Consider the following 17,170-nt stretch of genomic DNA (forward strand, 5'->3'; position numbering starts at 1 on the left):
GGGTACGGCCTTTCTATTTATCTTTCAAATATTTAGCCACTAGCCTCTAGCAGGCGCATCGAGATGCGCCTTATATAACTAGAGGAATACAACATGACCGCTTCTCTTGGCCTTGGGAGTTTTTCCCAGCGACGCGTACTGGGCGTACTGGCCGCCAGTATGCTTTCCCTTTCCGTACAGGCTGCCACGCTGACCCGCGACAATGGCGCGGCAGTGGGCGACAACCAGAATTCACAGACCGCGGGCGCCACCGGCCCGGTGTTGCTGCAGGATGTGCAACTGATCCAGAAACTCCAGCGGTTTGACCGCGAGCGCATTCCAGAGCGGGTGGTGCATGCTCGTGGCACCGGCGCCCACGGCACTTTCACCGTGACCGACAACCTCAGCGACCTGACCCGCGCCAAGGTCTTCGCCGCCGGAGAAGTAACCCCGGTGTTCGTGCGGTTCTCGGCAGTGGTGCATGGCAACCACTCCCCGGAAACCCTGCGTGACCCGCGGGGCTTTGCCACCAAGTTCTATACCGCGGACGGTAACTGGGACCTGGTGGGCAACAACTTCCCGACCTTCTTCATTCGTGACGCCATCAAGTTCCCGGACATGGTGCACGCATTCAAACCGGACCCGCGCACCAACCTTGACGATGACTCGCGGCGTTTCGATTTCTTCTCCCATGTTCCCGAAGCCACCCGTACGTTGACCGAGCTGTATTCCAACTCCGGCACTCCGGCCAGTTACCGGGAAATGGACGGTAATGGTGTGCACGCCTACAAGTTGATCAACGCCAAGGGCGAAGTGCACTACGTGAAGTTTCACTGGAAGAGCCTGCAAGGTCTGAAGAATCTCGACCCGAAACAAGTGGTAGAGGTCCAAGGCCGCGATTACAGCCATATGACTAATGACTTGGTAACCCACATTAATAAAGGGGACTTTCCCAAGTGGGACTTGTATGTCCAGGTATTGAAACCCGAAGACCTGGCCAAGTTTGATTTCGACCCGTTGGACGCCACCAAGATCTGGCCGGATGTGCCCGAGCGCAAAGTCGGGCAGATGGTGTTGAACCGCAACCCGGCCAACGTCTTCCAGGAAACCGAGCAGGTGGCCATGGCACCGGCCAACCTGGTGCCGGGGATCGAGCCGTCGGAAGACCGCCTGCTGCAAGGCCGAGTGTTCTCCTACGCCGATACCCAGATGTACCGCCTCGGCGCCAACGCCCTGCAACTGCCGATCAACGCGCCGAAGAACCCGGTGAACAACGGCAATCAGGACGGCGCCATGAACCTGGGCCACACCAGCACCGGGGTCAACTACCAGCCGAGCCGCCTGATGCCGCGTGAAGAACCGCAGACCGCGCGCTACAGCCAGATGGCACTGTCGGGCAGCACCCAGCAGGCGAAGATCCAGCGCGAGCAGAACTTCAAGCAGGCAGGGGATCTGTACCGCTCCTTCAGCAAGAAAGAGCGCCAGGACCTGATCGACAGCTTTGGCGGCTCGCTGGCCACCACTGATGACGAGAGCAAGCACATCATCCTGTCGTTCCTTTATAAGGCCGACCCCGAGTACGGCACCGGCGTGACCCGCGTGGCCAAGGGCGACCTGGCCCGGGTCAAGGCCCTGGCAGCCAAGCTGAGCGACTGATCGCGCCAGCCTCACCCCGTCACGCCCGCCCGGGCGTGACGTCTTTTTCCGACAGAGGAGTCGCGCCATGCGTCTTTTTATAGCGCTGCTGTCAGTGGCCTGGTCGTTTGTCGCTTATGCGCAGCCGGCGGCCGAACAAGCGGCGAGTGCCGACCCGGTGGCGGTCAAGGTTCAGCTGGAACACTACTATTTCGATGCCGCCCGCCGGGGCGACGTGGCAATGCTCAACACCTTTATCGAGGCTGGTTACGCCCTCGATACCCAGGATGAAAAGGGCTACACCGCGTTGATCCTGGCCGCCTATCACGGCCAGGGCCCGGCGGTGGAGCGCCTGCTGGCCGCCGGCGCCAACGCCTGTGCCCAGGACAAGCGCGGCAACACCGCCTTGATGGGGGCGATCTTCAAGGGCGAGGTGCAGATTGCCCGGCGCCTGTTGGCCGCCGATTGCAGCCCCGACCAGCGCAACGGCGCGGGGCAGACTGCCGCCATGTATGCCGGGCTGTTCAAACGGGAGGAACTGCTTCAGGCCCTGGTGGCCAAGGGCGCCGACCTGAATGCCGAGGATCCCCTGGGCAATAGCCCCGCGCGGCTGGCCAGCGGGCAGATACGCACCGCGCCGTCGCGCTGATCCGTTCCAGCTGAGCTATCATCGCGGTTTTTGCCGGGGGTTCAGATGGCCAAGGCCAAGCGCATGTACGGCTGCACCGAGTGCGGCTCCACCTTTCCCAAGTGGGCCGGGCAATGCGGTGAGTGCGGGGCCTGGAACACCCTGACCGAGACCATGATCGAAAGCGGCGGCGCCGCGGCGCCTGCCGGGCGCACCGGCTGGGCCGGGCAGCAGGCGCAGATCAAGACCCTGGCGGAAGTCAGCGTCGAGGAAATCCCGCGTTTCTCCACCGCCTCCGGTGAACTCGACCGGGTGCTGGGCGGTGGCCTGGTGGACGGTTCGGTGGTGCTGATCGGTGGTGACCCGGGGATCGGCAAGTCAACCATCCTGTTGCAGACCCTGTGCAACATCGCCACGCGCATGCCGGCGCTCTACGTCACTGGCGAGGAATCCCAGCAGCAGGTGGCGATGCGCGCCCGGCGCCTGGGCCTGCCCCAGGATCAACTGCGGGTGATGACCGAAACCTGCATCGAAACCATCATCGCCACGGCCCGGGTGGAAAAGCCCAAGGTCATGGTGATCGACTCGATCCAGACGATTTTCACCGAGCAGCTGCAGTCGGCCCCGGGCGGCGTGTCCCAGGTGCGCGAGAGCGCGGCCTTGCTGGTGCGCTACGCCAAGCAGAGCGGCACGGCGATCTTCCTGGTGGGCCACGTGACCAAGGAAGGCGCCCTGGCCGGGCCGCGGGTGCTGGAGCACATGGTCGACACCGTGCTGTATTTCGAGGGAGAGTCCGACGGTCGCCTGCGTTTGCTGCGGGCGGTGAAGAACCGTTTCGGCGCGGTCAATGAGCTGGGGGTGTTCGGCATGACCGACCGCGGCTTGAAGGAAGTCTCCAACCCTTCGGCGATTTTCCTCACCCGGGCCCAGGAAGAAGTGCCGGGCAGCGTGGTGATGGCCACTTGGGAAGGTACCCGGCCGATGCTGGTGGAAGTTCAGGCGCTGGTGGATGACAGCCACCTGGCCAACCCGCGCCGGGTGACCCTGGGCCTGGACCAGAACCGCCTGGCCATGCTGTTGGCGGTGTTGCATCGCCATGGTGGCATTCCGACTCACGATCAGGACGTGTTCCTCAACGTGGTGGGCGGGGTCAAGGTGCTGGAAACCGCCTCCGACCTGGCGCTGATGGCGGCGGTGATGTCGAGCTTGCGCAATCGTCCGCTGCCCCATGATCTGCTGGTGTTCGGCGAGGTCGGCCTGTCCGGCGAAGTACGCCCCGTGCCCAGCGGTCAGGAGCGTCTGAAAGAAGCGGCCAAGCATGGCTTCAAGCGGGCCATCGTGCCCAAGGGCAACGCGCCGAAGGAAGCGCCGCCTGGCTTGAAGATCATTGCCGTGACGCGTCTGGAGCAGGCGCTGGATGCACTGTTCGAGTAATCATGCGGGTCTCTTACGAAAGGAAGCAGGTGCTATGGGCATGAGCGGATTCAAGGGCTGGGTAATGGGCTGGGGGCTGTTGGGCTGTTGCACTCTGGCCCTGGCGCAGACGGCCGAGGTGCCGCAAGGGTATCGGGTTGCGCAGCAGGTGCTGGTGGGCGACGGCTCGGTCCTGGAAGTGCTGGAGGACCTGCGCATCACCCCTCAACTGCACGCCGACAGCTGGGGCAATGGCCTGGATGCCGACAGCCTTGCCGACTCGGCGGATGAGCCTCCGGCTGCGCCGCTGGAAGCCCAGGCGCGCCTGGTGTCCGATGGTGGCGAGGTCTTGGCGCAAAAGTCCCTCGGCTACCCGATGGCCACGGTGGAGAAGGCCCCGCTCAACGGCCTGCCGTCCCCGGCATTTTTCCTGACCATCGACCAGACCGCACCCATGGGCAGCTACAGCGGCCCGGCCACGGAGGTGCTGATGCCGGAGCAGAGCCAGCTGGACCCGGTGCTGTGCCAGGGTGAAAGCGGCGAGAAGCAGCCGCTGGTGTTTGCCCAGACGGGCAAGGCGGCCTGGCGGATTGTTCCGTCCGTTGGTGGCGCCACGGAAAGCATCCAGCAGGTCTCATCCGCTTCATCGATGGACAATGAAGAGTTCGTCACGACCTATCGCACCTTCCGCTATGCCGACGGCCAGTGGACCGTCGCCACGCGCCAACAGGCGGGTTACTGGGACATGGAAAGCGAGTTCCCCGAGCCCGGGCTGTTTCCCTGACGGAGAGTCGCCCGGCCGGGGCGATCAGATATCGATCAGCGCCCCGAGCTCGCGCTCCAGCTCTTCCGGGTCCCCCAGGTTGAACTCGATCAGGCGCCTGAGGTGCTCGATGGAATCCAGGCCGATGTGCAGGCAGACGAAGCCCAGCTGGCCCCGATTGTTGTGGGCCAGTTGCACGTCCATGCGCACGTCGGCGTCGAGGCCCAGGTGAACATAGGCCTCGAAAGGGCGCGCCGGGTCTCCCAGCCAGGGATCGGGGCGCTCGATCAGCAAGCCTTTCAGCGACAGGTCCAGCAGCCGCACCGGCCAGCGATGGGTGCCTTGGCTGAGTTCGGTCCGGGCATCGAAGGCGATGCGTTTGAAGCGTCGGCGGTCGTCGTGTTGCTCGCTCATGGGCTGGCCCTCTGCATGGTGCTCTGAACTATAGACTCCGGTTCGTGACTGTCGCTACAACCGACCCCGGTGGCAATGGCGGTTGGTCAGGGTTCCGGGTTTTTGGGATCCCGCACCGTTCAGGCCTATCAAGAGCAAGAAAATAGCGCCTCATAACTTAAAAGAAGGCTCTAGACCAACGTGGGGGCTGGTCTTTGAGAGCAGTAGCGCTACACTCGAAACGCTGTTTTTCTATCCTCCTGGCTGGAATAAAAAAATGAAAAATAATAATAGCCCGCTACGCCATGTCCCTTGGCTGCTGCTGGCAATCGTAGGAGCTTGCGCCCTCGGCGTCGTTGCATTGCGTCGCGGCGAGGCGATCAACGCCTTGTGGATTGTGGTTGCCGCAGTGGCCATCTATCTGGTGGCGTACCGGTATTACAGTCTGTTCATTGCCAACAATGTCATGCAGCTGGACCCCGCCCGGGCCACGCCTGCGGTGGTCAACAACGACGGTCTGGACTATGTGCCGACCAACAAGCACATCCTTTTCGGCCACCATTTCGCGGCCATTGCCGGTGCTGGCCCCCTGGTGGGCCCGGTCCTGGCGGCGCAGATGGGCTATCTGCCCGGCACCCTGTGGCTGATTGCCGGTGTGGTCCTGGCCGGTGCGGTGCAAGACTTCATGGTGCTGTTCCTGTCCACCCGGCGTAACGGTCGTTCCCTGGGCGACATGGTCCGTGAGGAAATGGGGCGCATCCCGGGGACCATCGCGCTGTTCGGTTGCTTCCTGATCATGATCATCATCCTTGCGGTGCTGGCGCTGATCGTGGTCAAGGCCCTGGCCGAGAGCCCGTGGGGTATCTTCACGGTCATGGCGACCATCCCGATCGCGGTGTTCATGGGCGTGTACATGCGCTACATCCGCCCGGGTCGCATTGGTGAGATTTCGCTGATCGGCGTGCTGCTGTTGCTCGGCTCCATCTGGCTGGGTGGCCAGGTGGCGGCGGATCCGGTGTGGGGCAAGATGTTCACCTTCACCGGTATCCAGATCACCTGGATGCTGATCGGCTACGGTTTCGTCGCCGCGGTACTGCCGGTGTGGCTGATCCTGGCTCCGCGGGACTACCTGTCGACCTTCCTCAAGATCGGCACCATCATCGCCCTGGCGATCGGCATCCTGATCACCATGCCCGAGCTGAAGATGCCGGCTCTGACCCAGTTCACCGACGGCACCGGCCCGGTGTGGAAAGGCGGTCTGTTCCCGTTCCTGTTCATCACCATCGCCTGTGGCGCGGTGTCCGGCTTCCACGCGCTGATCTCCTCGGGGACCACGCCGAAGCTTTTGGATAACGAAGCCAACGCCCGCTACATCGGCTACGGCGGCATGCTCATGGAGTCCTTTGTGGCGATCATGGCCATGGTTGCGGCCTCGGTGATCGAGCCGGGCGTGTACTTCGCCATGAACAGCCCGGCGGCCATCGTTGGTGGCGACGTGGTGGCCGTGGCTCAGACCGTCAGCAGTTGGGGGTTCGTGATCAGTCCGGAACAACTGCAGGCGGTGGCCAAGGACATCGGTGAAAACACCATCCTGGCCCGTGCCGGCGGTGCACCGACCCTGGCGGTGGGTATCGCGCAGATTCTCCACCACGTCCTGCCGGGTGAAAACACCATGGCGTTCTGGTACCACTTCGCGATCCTGTTCGAGGCGCTGTTCATTCTCACCGCGGTGGACGCCGGTACCCGTGCCGGGCGCTTCATGCTCCAGGACCTGCTGGGTTCCTTCGTTCCGGCCCTGAAGCGCACCGAGTCGTGGACTGCCAACCTGATTGCCACCGCAGGCTGCGTGGCGCTCTGGGGTTACCTGCTGTACCAGGGCGTGATCGATCCGCTGGGCGGTATCAACACCCTGTGGCCGCTGTTCGGCATCTCCAACCAGATGCTGGCCGGTATTGCCCTGATGCTCGGCACCGTGGTGCTGATCAAGATGAAGCGCCAGCGCTACATCTGGGTCACTCTGCTGCCGGCCGTGTGGTTGCTGATCTGCACCACCACCGCAGGCTTCATCAAGCTGTTCGACGCCAACCCGGCGATCGGCTTCCTGGCGCTGGCGAAGAAATACAGCGATGCCCTGGCCAACGGCCAGATCCTCGCTCCGGCCAAGGACATCACGCAGATGCAGCACGTGATCTTCAACGCCTACACCAACGCGACCCTGACCGCCCTGTTCCTGCTGGTGGTGTTCAGCATCCTGTTCTACGCGCTCAAGGTCGGCATCGCCGCCTGGGGCAGCAAGGAGCGTACGGATAAAGAATCGCCCTATCAGGCGGTGCCGGATGCGTAATCGAGGATTGCAAACATGTTCAATGACCTGAGTCGCCTCGGTAAATACCTCGGTCAGGCCGCGCGCCTGATGGTCGGCATGCCCGACTACGACAACTACGTCGAGCATATGCAAACCAAGCACCCGGACAAGCCGGTGATGTCGTACGAGGCGTTCTTCCGGGAGCGCCAGGAAGCCCGGTACGGCGGCAAGGGCGGTCCGAAGTGCTGTTGAAACACAGCGTTTGAGCCACACCCAGGTAGGAGCCGGCTTGTCGGCGATAGCGATTCTTCGGGCGCTATCGCCGACAAGCCGGCTTCTACGTTTTTTGCGTGGGAGATCCTGTTTTGCAAAAGCCTATTCCCGTCACCGTGCTCAGCGGCTTTCTTGGTGCTGGCAAGACCACCTTGTTGCGCTACCTGCTCAAGGCCGAGCACGGCCTGAAAATTGCCGTGATCGAGAACGAGTTCAGTGACGCCGGCATCGACACCCAGCTGCTCGGCGAGCAGCCCGTGCAGGTCATGACCCTGGCCAACGGTTGCGTCTGCTGCACCATCCACACCGACCTGACCAAGGCCCTGTATCTGTTGCTGGAGCGCCTGGACAGCGGCGAGATAGCCTTCGACCGGCTGGTGATCGAGTGCACCGGGCTGGCCGATCCGGCCCCGGTGGCGCAGACCTTCTTCATCGATGAAGAGCTGCGTGAACGCTACATTCTCGACGGCATCATCACCCTGGTGGATGCCAAGCACGCCGAGTTCCACCTGACCCAGACCATCGCCCAGGCGCAGGTCGGCTTTGCCGACCGGTTGCTGGTGAGCAAGCGCGACCTGGTGGACGAGGCGACCTTTGAAGCCCTCAGCCAGCGCCTGACGCGGATCAACCGCCGGGCGCCGATCCGGGTGGTGGAGCACGGCCGGATCGACCTGGCCGAACTGCTGGATGTGCGGGGCTTCAACTTGAATGCCGATCTGGGCGGAGGCCTCAGCCTGCGGCCGGTCGCCAAGGCGCCGTCAGTGGACCGGATTTCCAGCCTGGTGCTGCGCACCGAACAGGCCCTGGATCTGGATCGCCTGAGCGAATTCATGAATGAGTTGCTGGAAGACCATGGCCGGCAATTGCTGCGCTACAAGGGCGTGTTGAATGTCATCGATGAGCCCCGGCGCATGGTGTTCCAGGGCGTGCTCAAGCTCTATGGCTTCGACTGGGACAGCGAATGGGCCGAAGGCGAAGCGCGCGAGAGCGTGATGGTGTTTATCGCTGACGATTTGCCGGAAGCGAAGATCCGGCAGGGCTTTGAGAAGATGCTGGGCGGCTGAGCCCTTCGCCGGCTTGCCGGCGCCTACAGGTCGGTGTCGGCGGGCGCTGTGCCTAGCAGGCGCTGCTCCAGGTGATCCAGGTGTCGGTTCATCAGGGCTTCGGCGCTTGCCACGTCCGCTTCTTGTAGCGCGTCAAGGATCCCTGAATGTTCCTGCCAGGCGCAGTAGTTGCGGGCCTGACCTTCGAACTGGGCGATGGCCAGGGAGGTCAGCGGCACCAGGCTGCCGAGGAACTGCGACAGGGGCCCGTTGCCGGCAAGCTCTGCCAATTGCAGGTGGAACTCCCCAGACAGGCGGATAGCCGGCCCGCGCTGGTCGCGGCCAATGGCCTCGCGCTCCTGGGCAATCAATTCGCGCAGCGGCTGCAGTTGGCGCCGGGGCTGTTGGCAGGCCAGGCGCACCAGGGTGATTTCCGTCAGGCGCCGGGCATGCAGGATCTGCCGGGTCTGTTCCAGGTCTGGAGCCGCGACCTGGGGGCGGTAATTGGGCCGCAGGATCACCACTTGCTGGTGGGACAAGCGCGCCAGGACCTGGCGGATGATGCTGCGGCTGACGCCGAAGGCCTGCCCCAGGCTGTCCTCGGTGAAGCGGCTGCCGGGGGCGATGCGCTGTTCCAGGATGGCGTCGAAGATCTGTGGGTAGACGTCATCCACCAGCAGCTTTTTTTCGCCGCACTGACGCCGCGGCAGGCTGGCCACCAGGATGAAGGGGTTGTTTTTCAGGGCGTAGCTGACCATGGCCTGTCTCCAGTCCAGTTGCTGACTCGGGGGTGATTACGAGGCGTTGTTGCCCAGGTGATCGTCCGGAATATTCAGTTCGATGCCCATGCGCTGGCCTTCCTGGAGGATGTGCCGACGCATCTCGGCGCTGGCCAGGGCGCTGTTCTTGTTGCGGATGGCCCGCACCACCGCTTCATTTTCCTCCAGGCGTTCGGCCAGGTGCTCGGGCGAATTGCGCAGGATCTGCGCACTCTGCTTGAGGGCATTGCTGGTCTGCTGCACCACGTTCTGGAAGATCGGGTTGCTGGTCAGGGTGAAGAGTTCCTCATGGAAGGCGATGTAGGCGTTGACTCCGGCTTCGCTGTCGCCGGCTTCCAGGGCTTCACGCATGTCCATCAGGGTCAGGCGCAGCTGGCCAACTTCCTTGCTGCTGATGGATTGCGCCACCAGCCCGACGATGAACGGTTCCAGGGTGTAGCGCAGTTGCAGCACGTCTTCGAGGCTGGCCCCGGCCACTGCGCTATCGCTGCCCTGCGCTTCGTCCAGGGGGGCGTCCAGCACCACCACGCCTTTGCCGGGCATGGAGCGCACCAGGCCCAGGGTCTCCAGGACGATCACCGCTTCGCGCAGGCTGGGGCGGCTGATGCCCAGTTGCTCGGCCAATTCACGTTGCCCTGGCAGCATGTCGCCGGAGCGCCACTGGCCTCGGGCCAGCGCGGCCCGGAGCTTTTCTACCACTGAATTCACCACTGTTGACGAGCTGATCACTGTTGACTCCATGAACGGTTGGTAGCGCGTTGTTGCCGCGCCGAGTGTTGTGCCTGCCAGTGACAGGCACAAGGCCAAATCAAAATTCCTGCTGATGGGCACCGGCCACCGGTTTGCGCGCCTGGAAGGTATAGCCCTGTTGGCCACTGAGCACCTTGTTGGCCCGTTGCACATCGATGTCCTTTTCCCAGCGAGCGATGGCCACGGTGGCCACGCAGTTGCCGATCAGGTTGGTCAGGGCGCGACCAATGCCCATGAACCAGTCCACCGCCAGCACCAGTACCAGGCCCACCACCGGGATCGCCGGGATCGCGGTCAGGGTCGCGGCCAGGATCACCAGCGCCGAACCGGGAATCCCGTGGGCGCCCTTGGAGGTGATCAGCGACACCAGGAGGATGGTCAACAGATCCGACATGGACAACGGGGTGCCGGTGGCGTTGGCGATGAAGACGATGGCCAGGGTCAGGTAGATGGAGAAACCATCGAGGTTGAACGAGTAGCCGGTGGGAATCACCAGGCCCACGGTCGAGCTGCCGATGCCCAGGTGTTCAAGCTTGCGCATGATCTGCGGCAGCACGGCATCGGAGGAGGCGGTGCCGAGGACGATCAGCAGTTCTTCGCGCAGGTACTTGAGGAAGGGCAGCATGCGCAGGCCCGACAGGCGCATCACCAGGCCCAGGATCACCGCGACGAAGGCCAGGCAGGTGAGGTAGAACAGGCCCACCAGGCTGCCCAGGTGCTGCAGCGAATCCAGGCCGTACTTGCTGGTGGTGAAGGCGATGGCGCCGAACACGCCGATGGGCGCCAGGCGCACGATCATGCCCATGATGCGGAAGATCACGTGGCTCAGTTCGTTGATCAGCCGGGAGATGCCCGAGGCCGCTTCACCCACCAGGTTCAGGGCGCTGCCGAACAGCACCGAGAACAGCAGCACCTGGAGGATGTTGTTTTCGGCAAAGGCGCCGATCACCGAGGTGGGGATCAGGTCCATGAGGAACTGGGTGGTGGTGTGCATGTGCTGGCCGCGCTGGGCGATGTCGCCCATGTCGGCGGCGGACAGCTGTTCCAGGTGAATATTGGCGCCGCTGCCGATGCCGGTGCTGAAGGCCATGACCAGGCCGATCACCAGGGCCACGGTGGTGAGGATTTCGAAGTAGATCACCGACTTGAGGCCGATGCGGCCGACTTTTTTCAGGTCGCCGGCACCGGAGATGCCGCTGACCACCACGCAGAACACGATCAGGCCGATGAGCATCTTGATCAGCTTGATAAAGCCGTCGCCGAGGGGTTTGAGTTGTGCGGAGTATTCGGGGAGGGTGAGGCCGCAGACGATGCCGAGCATCAGTCCGAGGACAACCTGGAGGAAAATCGAACGCGAGCACCATCTGAGCATGGGGAGGAATCCTGGTCGGTGTCCTGTCTGCCGTGCACGGGGAACGCGCAGCGGATGGAGGACTTAATTATTGTGGTCTTACCGGTATGTCCAGTGCAGGCGCAGTCTACGCTCGGGTTTTGTGGCTTTACAAGAAGGGTGACGCAAATTGGCATGACCGGTCTGACCAGTGGTTTTTCCTCTTCCGCTGGCGCTGCCCGGGAGTTTTCCACAGGCACAAAAAAGCCCGGCGCTGGGCCGGGCTTTTCATGCTGCGGTCTGCGGGCTGATTAAGCGCCGTATACCGGCAGCTTCTTGCAGATGGCCTTGACCTTCTCACGCACGGCGTCGATCACCGCTTCGTTGGAAAGGTCTGCCAGGATGTCGCAGATCCAGCCGGCCAGTTCCTTGCACTCGGCTTCCTTGAAGCCACGGGTGGTCACGGCCGGAGTACCGAAGCGCAGGCCGGAGGTGACGAACGGGGAGCGTGGGTCGTTTGGCACGGAGTTCTTGTTCACGGTGATGAACGCTTTGCCCAGAGCGGCATCGGCGTCTTTACCGGAGATGTCCTGTTTGATCAGCGACAGCAGGAACAGGTGGTTCTTGGTACCACCGGAAACCACGTCGAAACCGCGCGCGATGAACACTTCGGCCATGGCCTGGGCGTTCTTCACCACTTGTTCCTGGTAGGCCTTGAACTCAGGCTGCAGTGCTTCCTTGAAGCAGATCGCCTTAGCGGCGATCACGTGCTCCAGCGGGCCGCCCTGGGCGCCTGGGAATACCGCGGAGTTCAGTTTCTTCTCGATGTCGGCGTTGGCGCGAGCCAGGATCAGGCCGCCACGTGGACCGCGCAGGGTCTTGTGGGTGGTGGTGGTCACGACGTCGGCGAATGGCACTGGGTTCGGGTAGACGCCAGCGGCGACCAGACCGGCCACGTGGGCCATGTCGACGAACAGGTAGGCGCCAACCTTGTCAGCGATTTCGCGGAAACGCGGGAAGTCGAGGATCTGCGAGTAGGCGGAGAAACCGGCCACGATCATTTTCGGCTTGTGCTCGAGGGCCAGGCGCTCGACTTCGTCGTAGTCGATCAGGCCGTTGGCGTCGATGCCGTATTGAATGGCGTTGTACAGCTTGCCGGAGGAGGAAACGGCAGCACCGTGGGTCAGGTGACCGCCATGGGCCAGGCTCATGCCCAGGATGGTGTCGCCGCCTTGCAGCAGGGCCAGGTAGACCGCCGCGTTGGCCTGGGAGCCAGCGTGTGGCTGGACGTTGGCGTAGTCGGCGCCGAACAGCTCCTTGGCGCGGTCGATGGCCAGCTGTTCAACCACGTCGACGTATTCGCAGCCGCCGTAGTAACGCTTGCCCGGGTAACCTTCGGCGTACTTGTTGGTCAGCACCGAGCCTTGAGCTTCCATCACCGCTGGGCTGGTGTAGTTTTCCGAAGCGATCAGCTCAATGTGCTCTTCCTGGCGCTGAGCTTCTTGCTCCATGGCGGCAAAGAGATCGGCGTCGTACTTGGCAATAGTCAAATCACGGCTGAACATGGCGGTCCTCAAGGATCGGGGGCAGAAAAGGGAGGCATTCTAACCCAATGGGTTTTAGATGGCATATGAAAGGACATCATGTCGCACAGAAGCAGCGTTCAAGTGACGAAATGCAAGCTCCAAGCCGCAAGCCGCAAGCTGGCAGCGGATCGCTTTTCTCTTACAGCTTGCCGCTTGAAGCTTGCCACTGCTTTTAGTCGAACATGAACAGGGCGTCGTTGCTGAACTGCGCTTCGAAGCGATTGGCCGGCATCGGCCGGCCGAACAGGTAGCCCTGGACCTCGTCGCAACCATGTTCGCGCAGGAACTCCAGCTGTTCGTGGGTTTCCACGCCCTCGGCGATTACCGCCAGGTTCAGGCTGTGGGCCATGGCGATGATGGCGCGGGCGATCTGCGCATCCTGCTCGCCGGATGGCAGGCCGTCGACGAAGGTGCGGTCGATTTTCAGCACGTCGATCGGGAACTGCTTGAGGTAGTTGAGCGAGGAATAGCCGGTACCGAAGTCATCCACCGCGATGCTCAGGCCGAGATTCTTCAGGCCGTCGAGGATCTGCATCGCCTCGCTGACTTCGCGCATCAGGATACTTTCGGTCAGCTCCAGCTCCAGGCATGCCGGCGGCAGCCCGGTGTCCTTGAGGATGGTGGCAATGCGCATGCCCAGCTGGCCGTCGGAAAATTGCCGCGCGGAGATGTTCACCGAGACCTTCGGCACCCGCACCTTGGCCTGGTGCCAGGCCTTGAGCTGGCGGCAGGCTTCGCTGATCACCCAGTCGCCGACATCCACCACCAGCCCCAACTCTTCCAGGACCGGAATGAAATCCCCCGGCGGCACCAGGCCGCGCCGCGGATGCCGCCAGCGCAACAGCGCTTCGGCGCCGGTCAGGCGCTTGCCGTCGCCGCTGAACTGCGGTTGGTAATAAAGCACGAATTCTTCCTGCTCCAGGGCGTGGCGCAGGTCGCTTTCCAGCTCCAGGCGCTCCAGGGCGCTGGCGTTCATGTCCGCCTGATAGAACTGGAAGTTGTTCTTGCCGCGTTCCTTGGCGTGGTACATCGCGGTGTCGGCGTTCTTCATCAACTGGCTCAGTTCGTTGCCGTCCTGAGGGCTCAGGGCGATGCCGATACTGGCGGTGACGAAGAACTCCCGGCCTTCGAGGACAAAGGGTTTGACCAGGCTGGCGAGGATCTGCTCGGCCACGTGGATCGCCCGGTTGAGGGCCATCTCGCGGCTGGAACGCGGTTGCAGGAGCAAGGTGAATTCGTCGCCGCCCATGCGCGCCACGGTGTCGTCATTGTCGACGCAACCCAGCAGGCGCGTGGCCATTTCCTTGAGCATGCGGTCGCCGGCGGCGTGGCCCAGGGAGTCATTGATCGGCTTGAAACGGTCCAGGTCGAGGAACATCAGCACCACCCAGGATTTCTGCCGTTCCGCCGATTGCAGCGCGGTGTGCAGGCGGTCTTGGAACAGGGTGCGGTTGGGCAGGTGAGTCAGGGCATCGTAGTAGGCCAGGCGGTGGATGCGCTGCTCGCTGGCCTTGCGCTCGCTGATGTCGCTGAAGAAGCACACGTAGCTGGCCAGGTCGCCTTCGTCGTCGAGCACTGCGGTGATCCCGACCCACGCCGGGTAGTGCTCGCCATTGCGACGCTTGAGCCAGACTTCGCCTTCCCAGGTGCTGTGCTGGTTCAACTGCTTGAGCACATAGCGCAGGTGGGCTTCTTGCTGGTCGTCCACGGTGAGCATGTTCGGCAACTGATCGAGCACCTGGGACACCGCGTAACCGCTGACCCGGCTGAAGGCCTCGTTGGCCTGGACGATATAGCCGGCCGGGTCGGTGATCAGGATCGCCGAAGTCGAGTGTTCGAATACCGTGGCCGCCATGCGCAGGTCTTTTTCCGCCCGGCGCTGCTGGCTGATGTCGCGGCCGACCCCGAGTACGCCTTCGAAAGCGCCGTGTTCGTCCCACACCAGCACCAGGCGCAGTTCGATGGGGATCTTGCGGCCGTCGGCCCGCAGGCAATCGAACAGGAACAGCTGGGTCTGTACCTGGCTGCGCAGTTGCGCCAACTGCTCGGGCTTGTCCAGGGCCTTGCTGACCCGGTCCATCAGGGCATAGATGCCGGCCAGTTGCTGCGGGTTGGCGATGGTCGACTGCCAGCCGTTCTGGAAGATCCACTCCACGTCGTAGCCCAGCACGGCATGCACCGAAGGGCTGACGTAGTTCAGCGAGAGCTTGCTGTCGGTGGAGAAGATCACGTCGCTGATGCTCTCGGCGAGCATGCGGTAGCGTTGCTCGCTGTCACGCAGCGACTCGCTGGCCTCGATCTGGTCGGTGATGTCCTTGGCCACGCCGATGATCCGCGTCACCTGGTCGTAGCGGTCCCGGGCCAGGGCCTGCTCGCGGATCTCGAAGCGTCGCCACTGGCCGCTGCGGTGACGGAAGCGCAACTGGCATTGCAGCAACTGGGCATAGGCCGAGTGGCGCTGTTCCTGGCGCAGGCGGTGGTAGAGGTCGGCGTCTTCCGGGTGCAGGAGGATCTCCCAGAAGTACTCGCCCATCTGGTGCAGTTCGGTCTTGTTGTAGCCCAGGGTCTGGCCCAGGTGGTGGTTGCTGAAGATCATCCGCTGGCTGATCACGTCCTGCACGTACAGGTGATCGGGCACGGTGCGTACCACGTCGGACCAGAAGCCCTCGCGCTCCAGCAGCGACAGTTCGATCAGCTTGCGACTGGTGATGTCGCTGATGCTGAGGATCACCGCGCTGTAGTCCTCGACGGCTTCAGGCAGGCGCAGCACCAGCCACAAGTGCTGGTCATTGCCCTGGGCGTCGTTGAGCTTGATTTCCAGCTCCAGTTGCTTTTGCTGGTTGATCACCGCTTCGAGCAATTGGCTGCCGATGGCGCTGCTGTTATTCGGGCAGCCGTCGATCAGCAGTTGCCAGGCCTGTTCGCTGGACTCGACGTTGAGCAGGCGCAGGGCCACCTGGTTGACTTCGGTGATGCGCAACTCGCTCAGCAGCTGTTGGCGATGCTCCGGGTGGCTGGCTTGCCAGCGCTTGAGTTGGTCGCTGTTGTGCAGATGGTGCTTGTCGAGCAACCCCGGCAACCCGGCGATATCCATCACGCAGAGGGCGACGCCGGTGCCTTCGAAAATGTCCTGGTAACGCCGCCGACCTTCGTGCAGTTGGCGCTGGCGCCGGCGCATGTTCAGCAGGGCGATCACCGGCAGCAGGGAGAAGGCCAGGCCCAGCAGGCACTTGCCGATAAAGGCCGGCAGCAGTTCCTCGATCACTGCGCGCTGGTCGAACAGGCCGCGCAGTTGCCAGTCGCTGTTGCTCAAGGGCACCAGCAGCACGCTGCTGGCCATTTCGTCGGGGTCCAGCATGCCCGCGCTCGGGGTGCTGCGTTCGTCGCGCTTGATCACCTGGCGGCTGAGGCGGTTTTCGATCACCCAGGTGGGTTTGAAGCCTTCTTCGCTTTGCTTCACCAGCGCCTGCAGGAAGCTGGGGGCCAGGCGCAGGACCCAGTAGCCGTGGGTCGCGCCACTGGCCTGGTGCAGCAACAGGTGCACCACCGAGCCGTCGGCGGGGTTGCTGTAGTAGTAGCGCTGGGCGTGGCTGCGTTGCACCAGTTCGGCAAGCCACAGGGCGTCCTGGCTGTCGGCGGCGCTGTCGCTGAGGATTTGCCCCTTGCTGTCCAGCAGGGCAACGCTGCGTACGTCCGGCAGGGAGCGCTGGAGTTTCTGTAACAGTTGCTGTTGTTGCTGGCGGTCCTGCGGTGCCTCGACGATGGGCAGCAGGTTGAGGGTGATCTGGGCATTGAGCGCCAGGTTCAGGCTCAGGTGGTCAGCGAGGTCGGCGCTGTAGTCGATGGCGTGCTGGTGCTGGTCCTTGCGGGTCTGCTGCAGTTGATCGAGCAACTGCCAGAACAACAGGGCCAGGAGCAACAGCACCAGCGTTGCCAGTGCGCCTTTGAGTGTGCCTCGCATAGGATAGGCCGGCCCAGAGGCTTTAGCGCGCGCGGGCTGTGGCGAAATGACGTTGGACAAGCTGTGATCCTGCGGTTTGGCTGGGCTGGCGCGACGTGCACTATAAGCCGGACGCCCGAAGGGCGGCTAGCATGCCTTGAGTTGTGGCAAAGTGCCAGTCCCGCCTGGCTGGACCTGGATCGTGCATTGAGGTAGTTTTGCCGGTTACGCGGGAGCGTTCCAGCTCCAGACAATCAGGCTTTTTCCGCCCGTCGGTATTGACCATGGTCAATGCCGGCGCAGCGCATGGCCTGGCCCGGGCCCGGCCCGTTCTATTCATCCGTCACTGACGC

The 17,170-nt window shown here is 63.1% G+C and carries 13 protein-coding genes; 7 read left to right on the forward strand and 6 right to left on the reverse strand.

All coding sequences use genetic code 11. The features are described 5' to 3' along the window. Nucleotides 1-93: 93 nt before the first annotated feature. From katB to LXM55_RS22735, 4 genes are all read left to right on the forward strand, one after another. Nucleotides 94-1,635 (forward strand): catalase KatB, encoded by a 1,542-nt coding sequence (katB, locus tag LXM55_RS22720; RefSeq protein ID WP_233322423.1) that lies wholly within the window; start codon nucleotides 94-96, stop codon nucleotides 1,633-1,635. Nucleotides 1,636-1,702: 67 nt separating this feature from the next. Further along, entirely contained in the window at nucleotides 1,703-2,263 is a 561-nt protein-coding gene (locus tag LXM55_RS22725; RefSeq protein ID WP_233322424.1) for an ankyrin repeat domain-containing protein, read from the forward strand. 45 nt (nucleotides 2,264-2,308) lie between these two features. After that, nucleotides 2,309-3,676 carry a DNA repair protein RadA gene (gene radA / locus LXM55_RS22730; RefSeq protein WP_011063580.1) on the forward strand — a complete coding sequence of 456 codons (1,368 nt, stop codon included), beginning with the start codon at nucleotides 2,309-2,311 and terminating at the stop codon, nucleotides 3,674-3,676. 40 nt (nucleotides 3,677-3,716) lie between these two features. Further along, nucleotides 3,717-4,439: a hypothetical protein gene (locus tag LXM55_RS22735; protein WP_442799781.1), complete on the forward strand. Its 723-nt coding sequence runs from the start codon at nucleotides 3,717-3,719 to the stop codon at nucleotides 4,437-4,439. 24 nt (nucleotides 4,440-4,463) lie between these two features. On the opposite strand, the gene LXM55_RS22740 is transcribed toward LXM55_RS22735, so the two are convergent. Next, the gene (locus LXM55_RS22740) at nucleotides 4,464-4,832 is read right to left on the reverse strand and encodes a PilZ domain-containing protein (RefSeq protein WP_233322426.1); all 369 of its coding nucleotides are present in this window, start codon (nucleotides 4,830-4,832) and stop codon (nucleotides 4,464-4,466) included. A 256-nt stretch (nucleotides 4,833-5,088) separates the two neighbouring features. On the opposite strand from LXM55_RS22740, the gene LXM55_RS22745 reads away from it, so the two are divergent. The 3 genes from LXM55_RS22745 to yjiA all read left to right on the forward strand — a co-directional run bounded on the left by LXM55_RS22745 (nucleotide 5,089) and on the right by yjiA (nucleotide 8,453). Next, nucleotides 5,089-7,155, forward strand: coding sequence for a carbon starvation CstA family protein (locus LXM55_RS22745; protein WP_233322427.1), 2,067 nt, complete (start codon nucleotides 5,089-5,091; stop codon nucleotides 7,153-7,155). Between the two features lie 15 nt (nucleotides 7,156-7,170). Continuing rightward, nucleotides 7,171-7,368, forward strand: a complete 198-nt coding sequence (locus tag LXM55_RS22750; RefSeq protein ID WP_007937254.1) for a YbdD/YjiX family protein — start codon at nucleotides 7,171-7,173, stop codon at nucleotides 7,366-7,368. Between the two features lie 113 nt (nucleotides 7,369-7,481). Beyond that, the gene (gene yjiA, locus LXM55_RS22755) at nucleotides 7,482-8,453 is read left to right on the forward strand and encodes a GTPase (protein ID WP_233322428.1); all 972 of its coding nucleotides are present in this window, start codon (nucleotides 7,482-7,484) and stop codon (nucleotides 8,451-8,453) included. A 23-nt stretch (nucleotides 8,454-8,476) separates the two neighbouring features. On the opposite strand, the gene LXM55_RS22760 is transcribed toward yjiA, so the two are convergent. From LXM55_RS22760 to LXM55_RS22780, 5 genes are all read right to left on the reverse strand, one after another. Then, the gene (locus LXM55_RS22760; protein ID WP_233322429.1) at nucleotides 8,477-9,190 is read right to left on the reverse strand and encodes a GntR family transcriptional regulator; all 714 of its coding nucleotides are present in this window, start codon (nucleotides 9,188-9,190) and stop codon (nucleotides 8,477-8,479) included. Between the two features lie 36 nt (nucleotides 9,191-9,226). Next, complete coding sequence (locus LXM55_RS22765; RefSeq protein ID WP_233322430.1) at nucleotides 9,227-9,940, reverse strand: FadR/GntR family transcriptional regulator; 714 nt, start codon at nucleotides 9,938-9,940, stop codon at nucleotides 9,227-9,229. A gap of 79 nt (nucleotides 9,941-10,019) precedes the next feature. Next, nucleotides 10,020-11,333 (reverse strand): C4-dicarboxylate transporter DctA, encoded by a 1,314-nt coding sequence (locus LXM55_RS22770; RefSeq protein ID WP_233322431.1) that lies wholly within the window; start codon nucleotides 11,331-11,333, stop codon nucleotides 10,020-10,022. A 269-nt stretch (nucleotides 11,334-11,602) separates the two neighbouring features. Next, on the reverse strand, nucleotides 11,603-12,856 hold the full coding sequence (gene glyA, locus LXM55_RS22775) for a serine hydroxymethyltransferase (protein WP_060841179.1): 1,254 nt from the start codon (nucleotides 12,854-12,856) through the stop codon (nucleotides 11,603-11,605). Between the two features lie 193 nt (nucleotides 12,857-13,049). Beyond that, nucleotides 13,050-16,838: a sensor domain-containing protein gene (locus LXM55_RS22780; protein WP_233322432.1), complete on the reverse strand. Its 3,789-nt coding sequence runs from the start codon at nucleotides 16,836-16,838 to the stop codon at nucleotides 13,050-13,052. Between the last annotated feature and the right edge of the window lie 332 nt (nucleotides 16,839-17,170).

The sequence above is a fragment of the Pseudomonas sp. Au-Pse12 genome (genome assembly GCF_021341665.1).
Classification (GTDB): Bacteria; Pseudomonadota; Gammaproteobacteria; order Pseudomonadales; family Pseudomonadaceae; genus Aquipseudomonas.

Bases quoted from the DNA above. Each gene is read 5' to 3' on its own strand.
- LXM55_RS22780 (WP_233322432.1), bottom strand. From the start codon at position 16,838: ATGCGAGGCACACTCAAAGGCGCACTGGCAACGCTGGTGCTGTTGCTC.
- katB (WP_233322423.1), top strand. From the start codon at position 94: ATGACCGCTTCTCTTGGCCTTGGGAGTTTTTCCCAGCGACGCGTACTG.
- LXM55_RS22740 (WP_233322426.1), bottom strand. From the start codon at position 4,832: ATGAGCGAGCAACACGACGACCGCCGACGCTTCAAACGCATCGCCTTC.
- LXM55_RS22745 (WP_233322427.1), top strand. From the start codon at position 5,089: ATGAAAAATAATAATAGCCCGCTACGCCATGTCCCTTGGCTGCTGCTG.
- LXM55_RS22760 (WP_233322429.1), bottom strand. From the start codon at position 9,190: ATGGTCAGCTACGCCCTGAAAAACAACCCCTTCATCCTGGTGGCCAGC.
- LXM55_RS22770 (WP_233322431.1), bottom strand. From the start codon at position 11,333: ATGCTCAGATGGTGCTCGCGTTCGATTTTCCTCCAGGTTGTCCTCGGA.
- radA (WP_011063580.1), top strand. From the start codon at position 2,309: ATGGCCAAGGCCAAGCGCATGTACGGCTGCACCGAGTGCGGCTCCACC.
- LXM55_RS22725 (WP_233322424.1), top strand. From the start codon at position 1,703: ATGCGTCTTTTTATAGCGCTGCTGTCAGTGGCCTGGTCGTTTGTCGCT.
- LXM55_RS22735 (WP_442799781.1), top strand. From the start codon at position 3,717: ATGAGCGGATTCAAGGGCTGGGTAATGGGCTGGGGGCTGTTGGGCTGT.
- LXM55_RS22750 (WP_007937254.1), top strand. From the start codon at position 7,171: ATGTTCAATGACCTGAGTCGCCTCGGTAAATACCTCGGTCAGGCCGCG.
- glyA (WP_060841179.1), bottom strand. From the start codon at position 12,856: ATGTTCAGCCGTGATTTGACTATTGCCAAGTACGACGCCGATCTCTTT.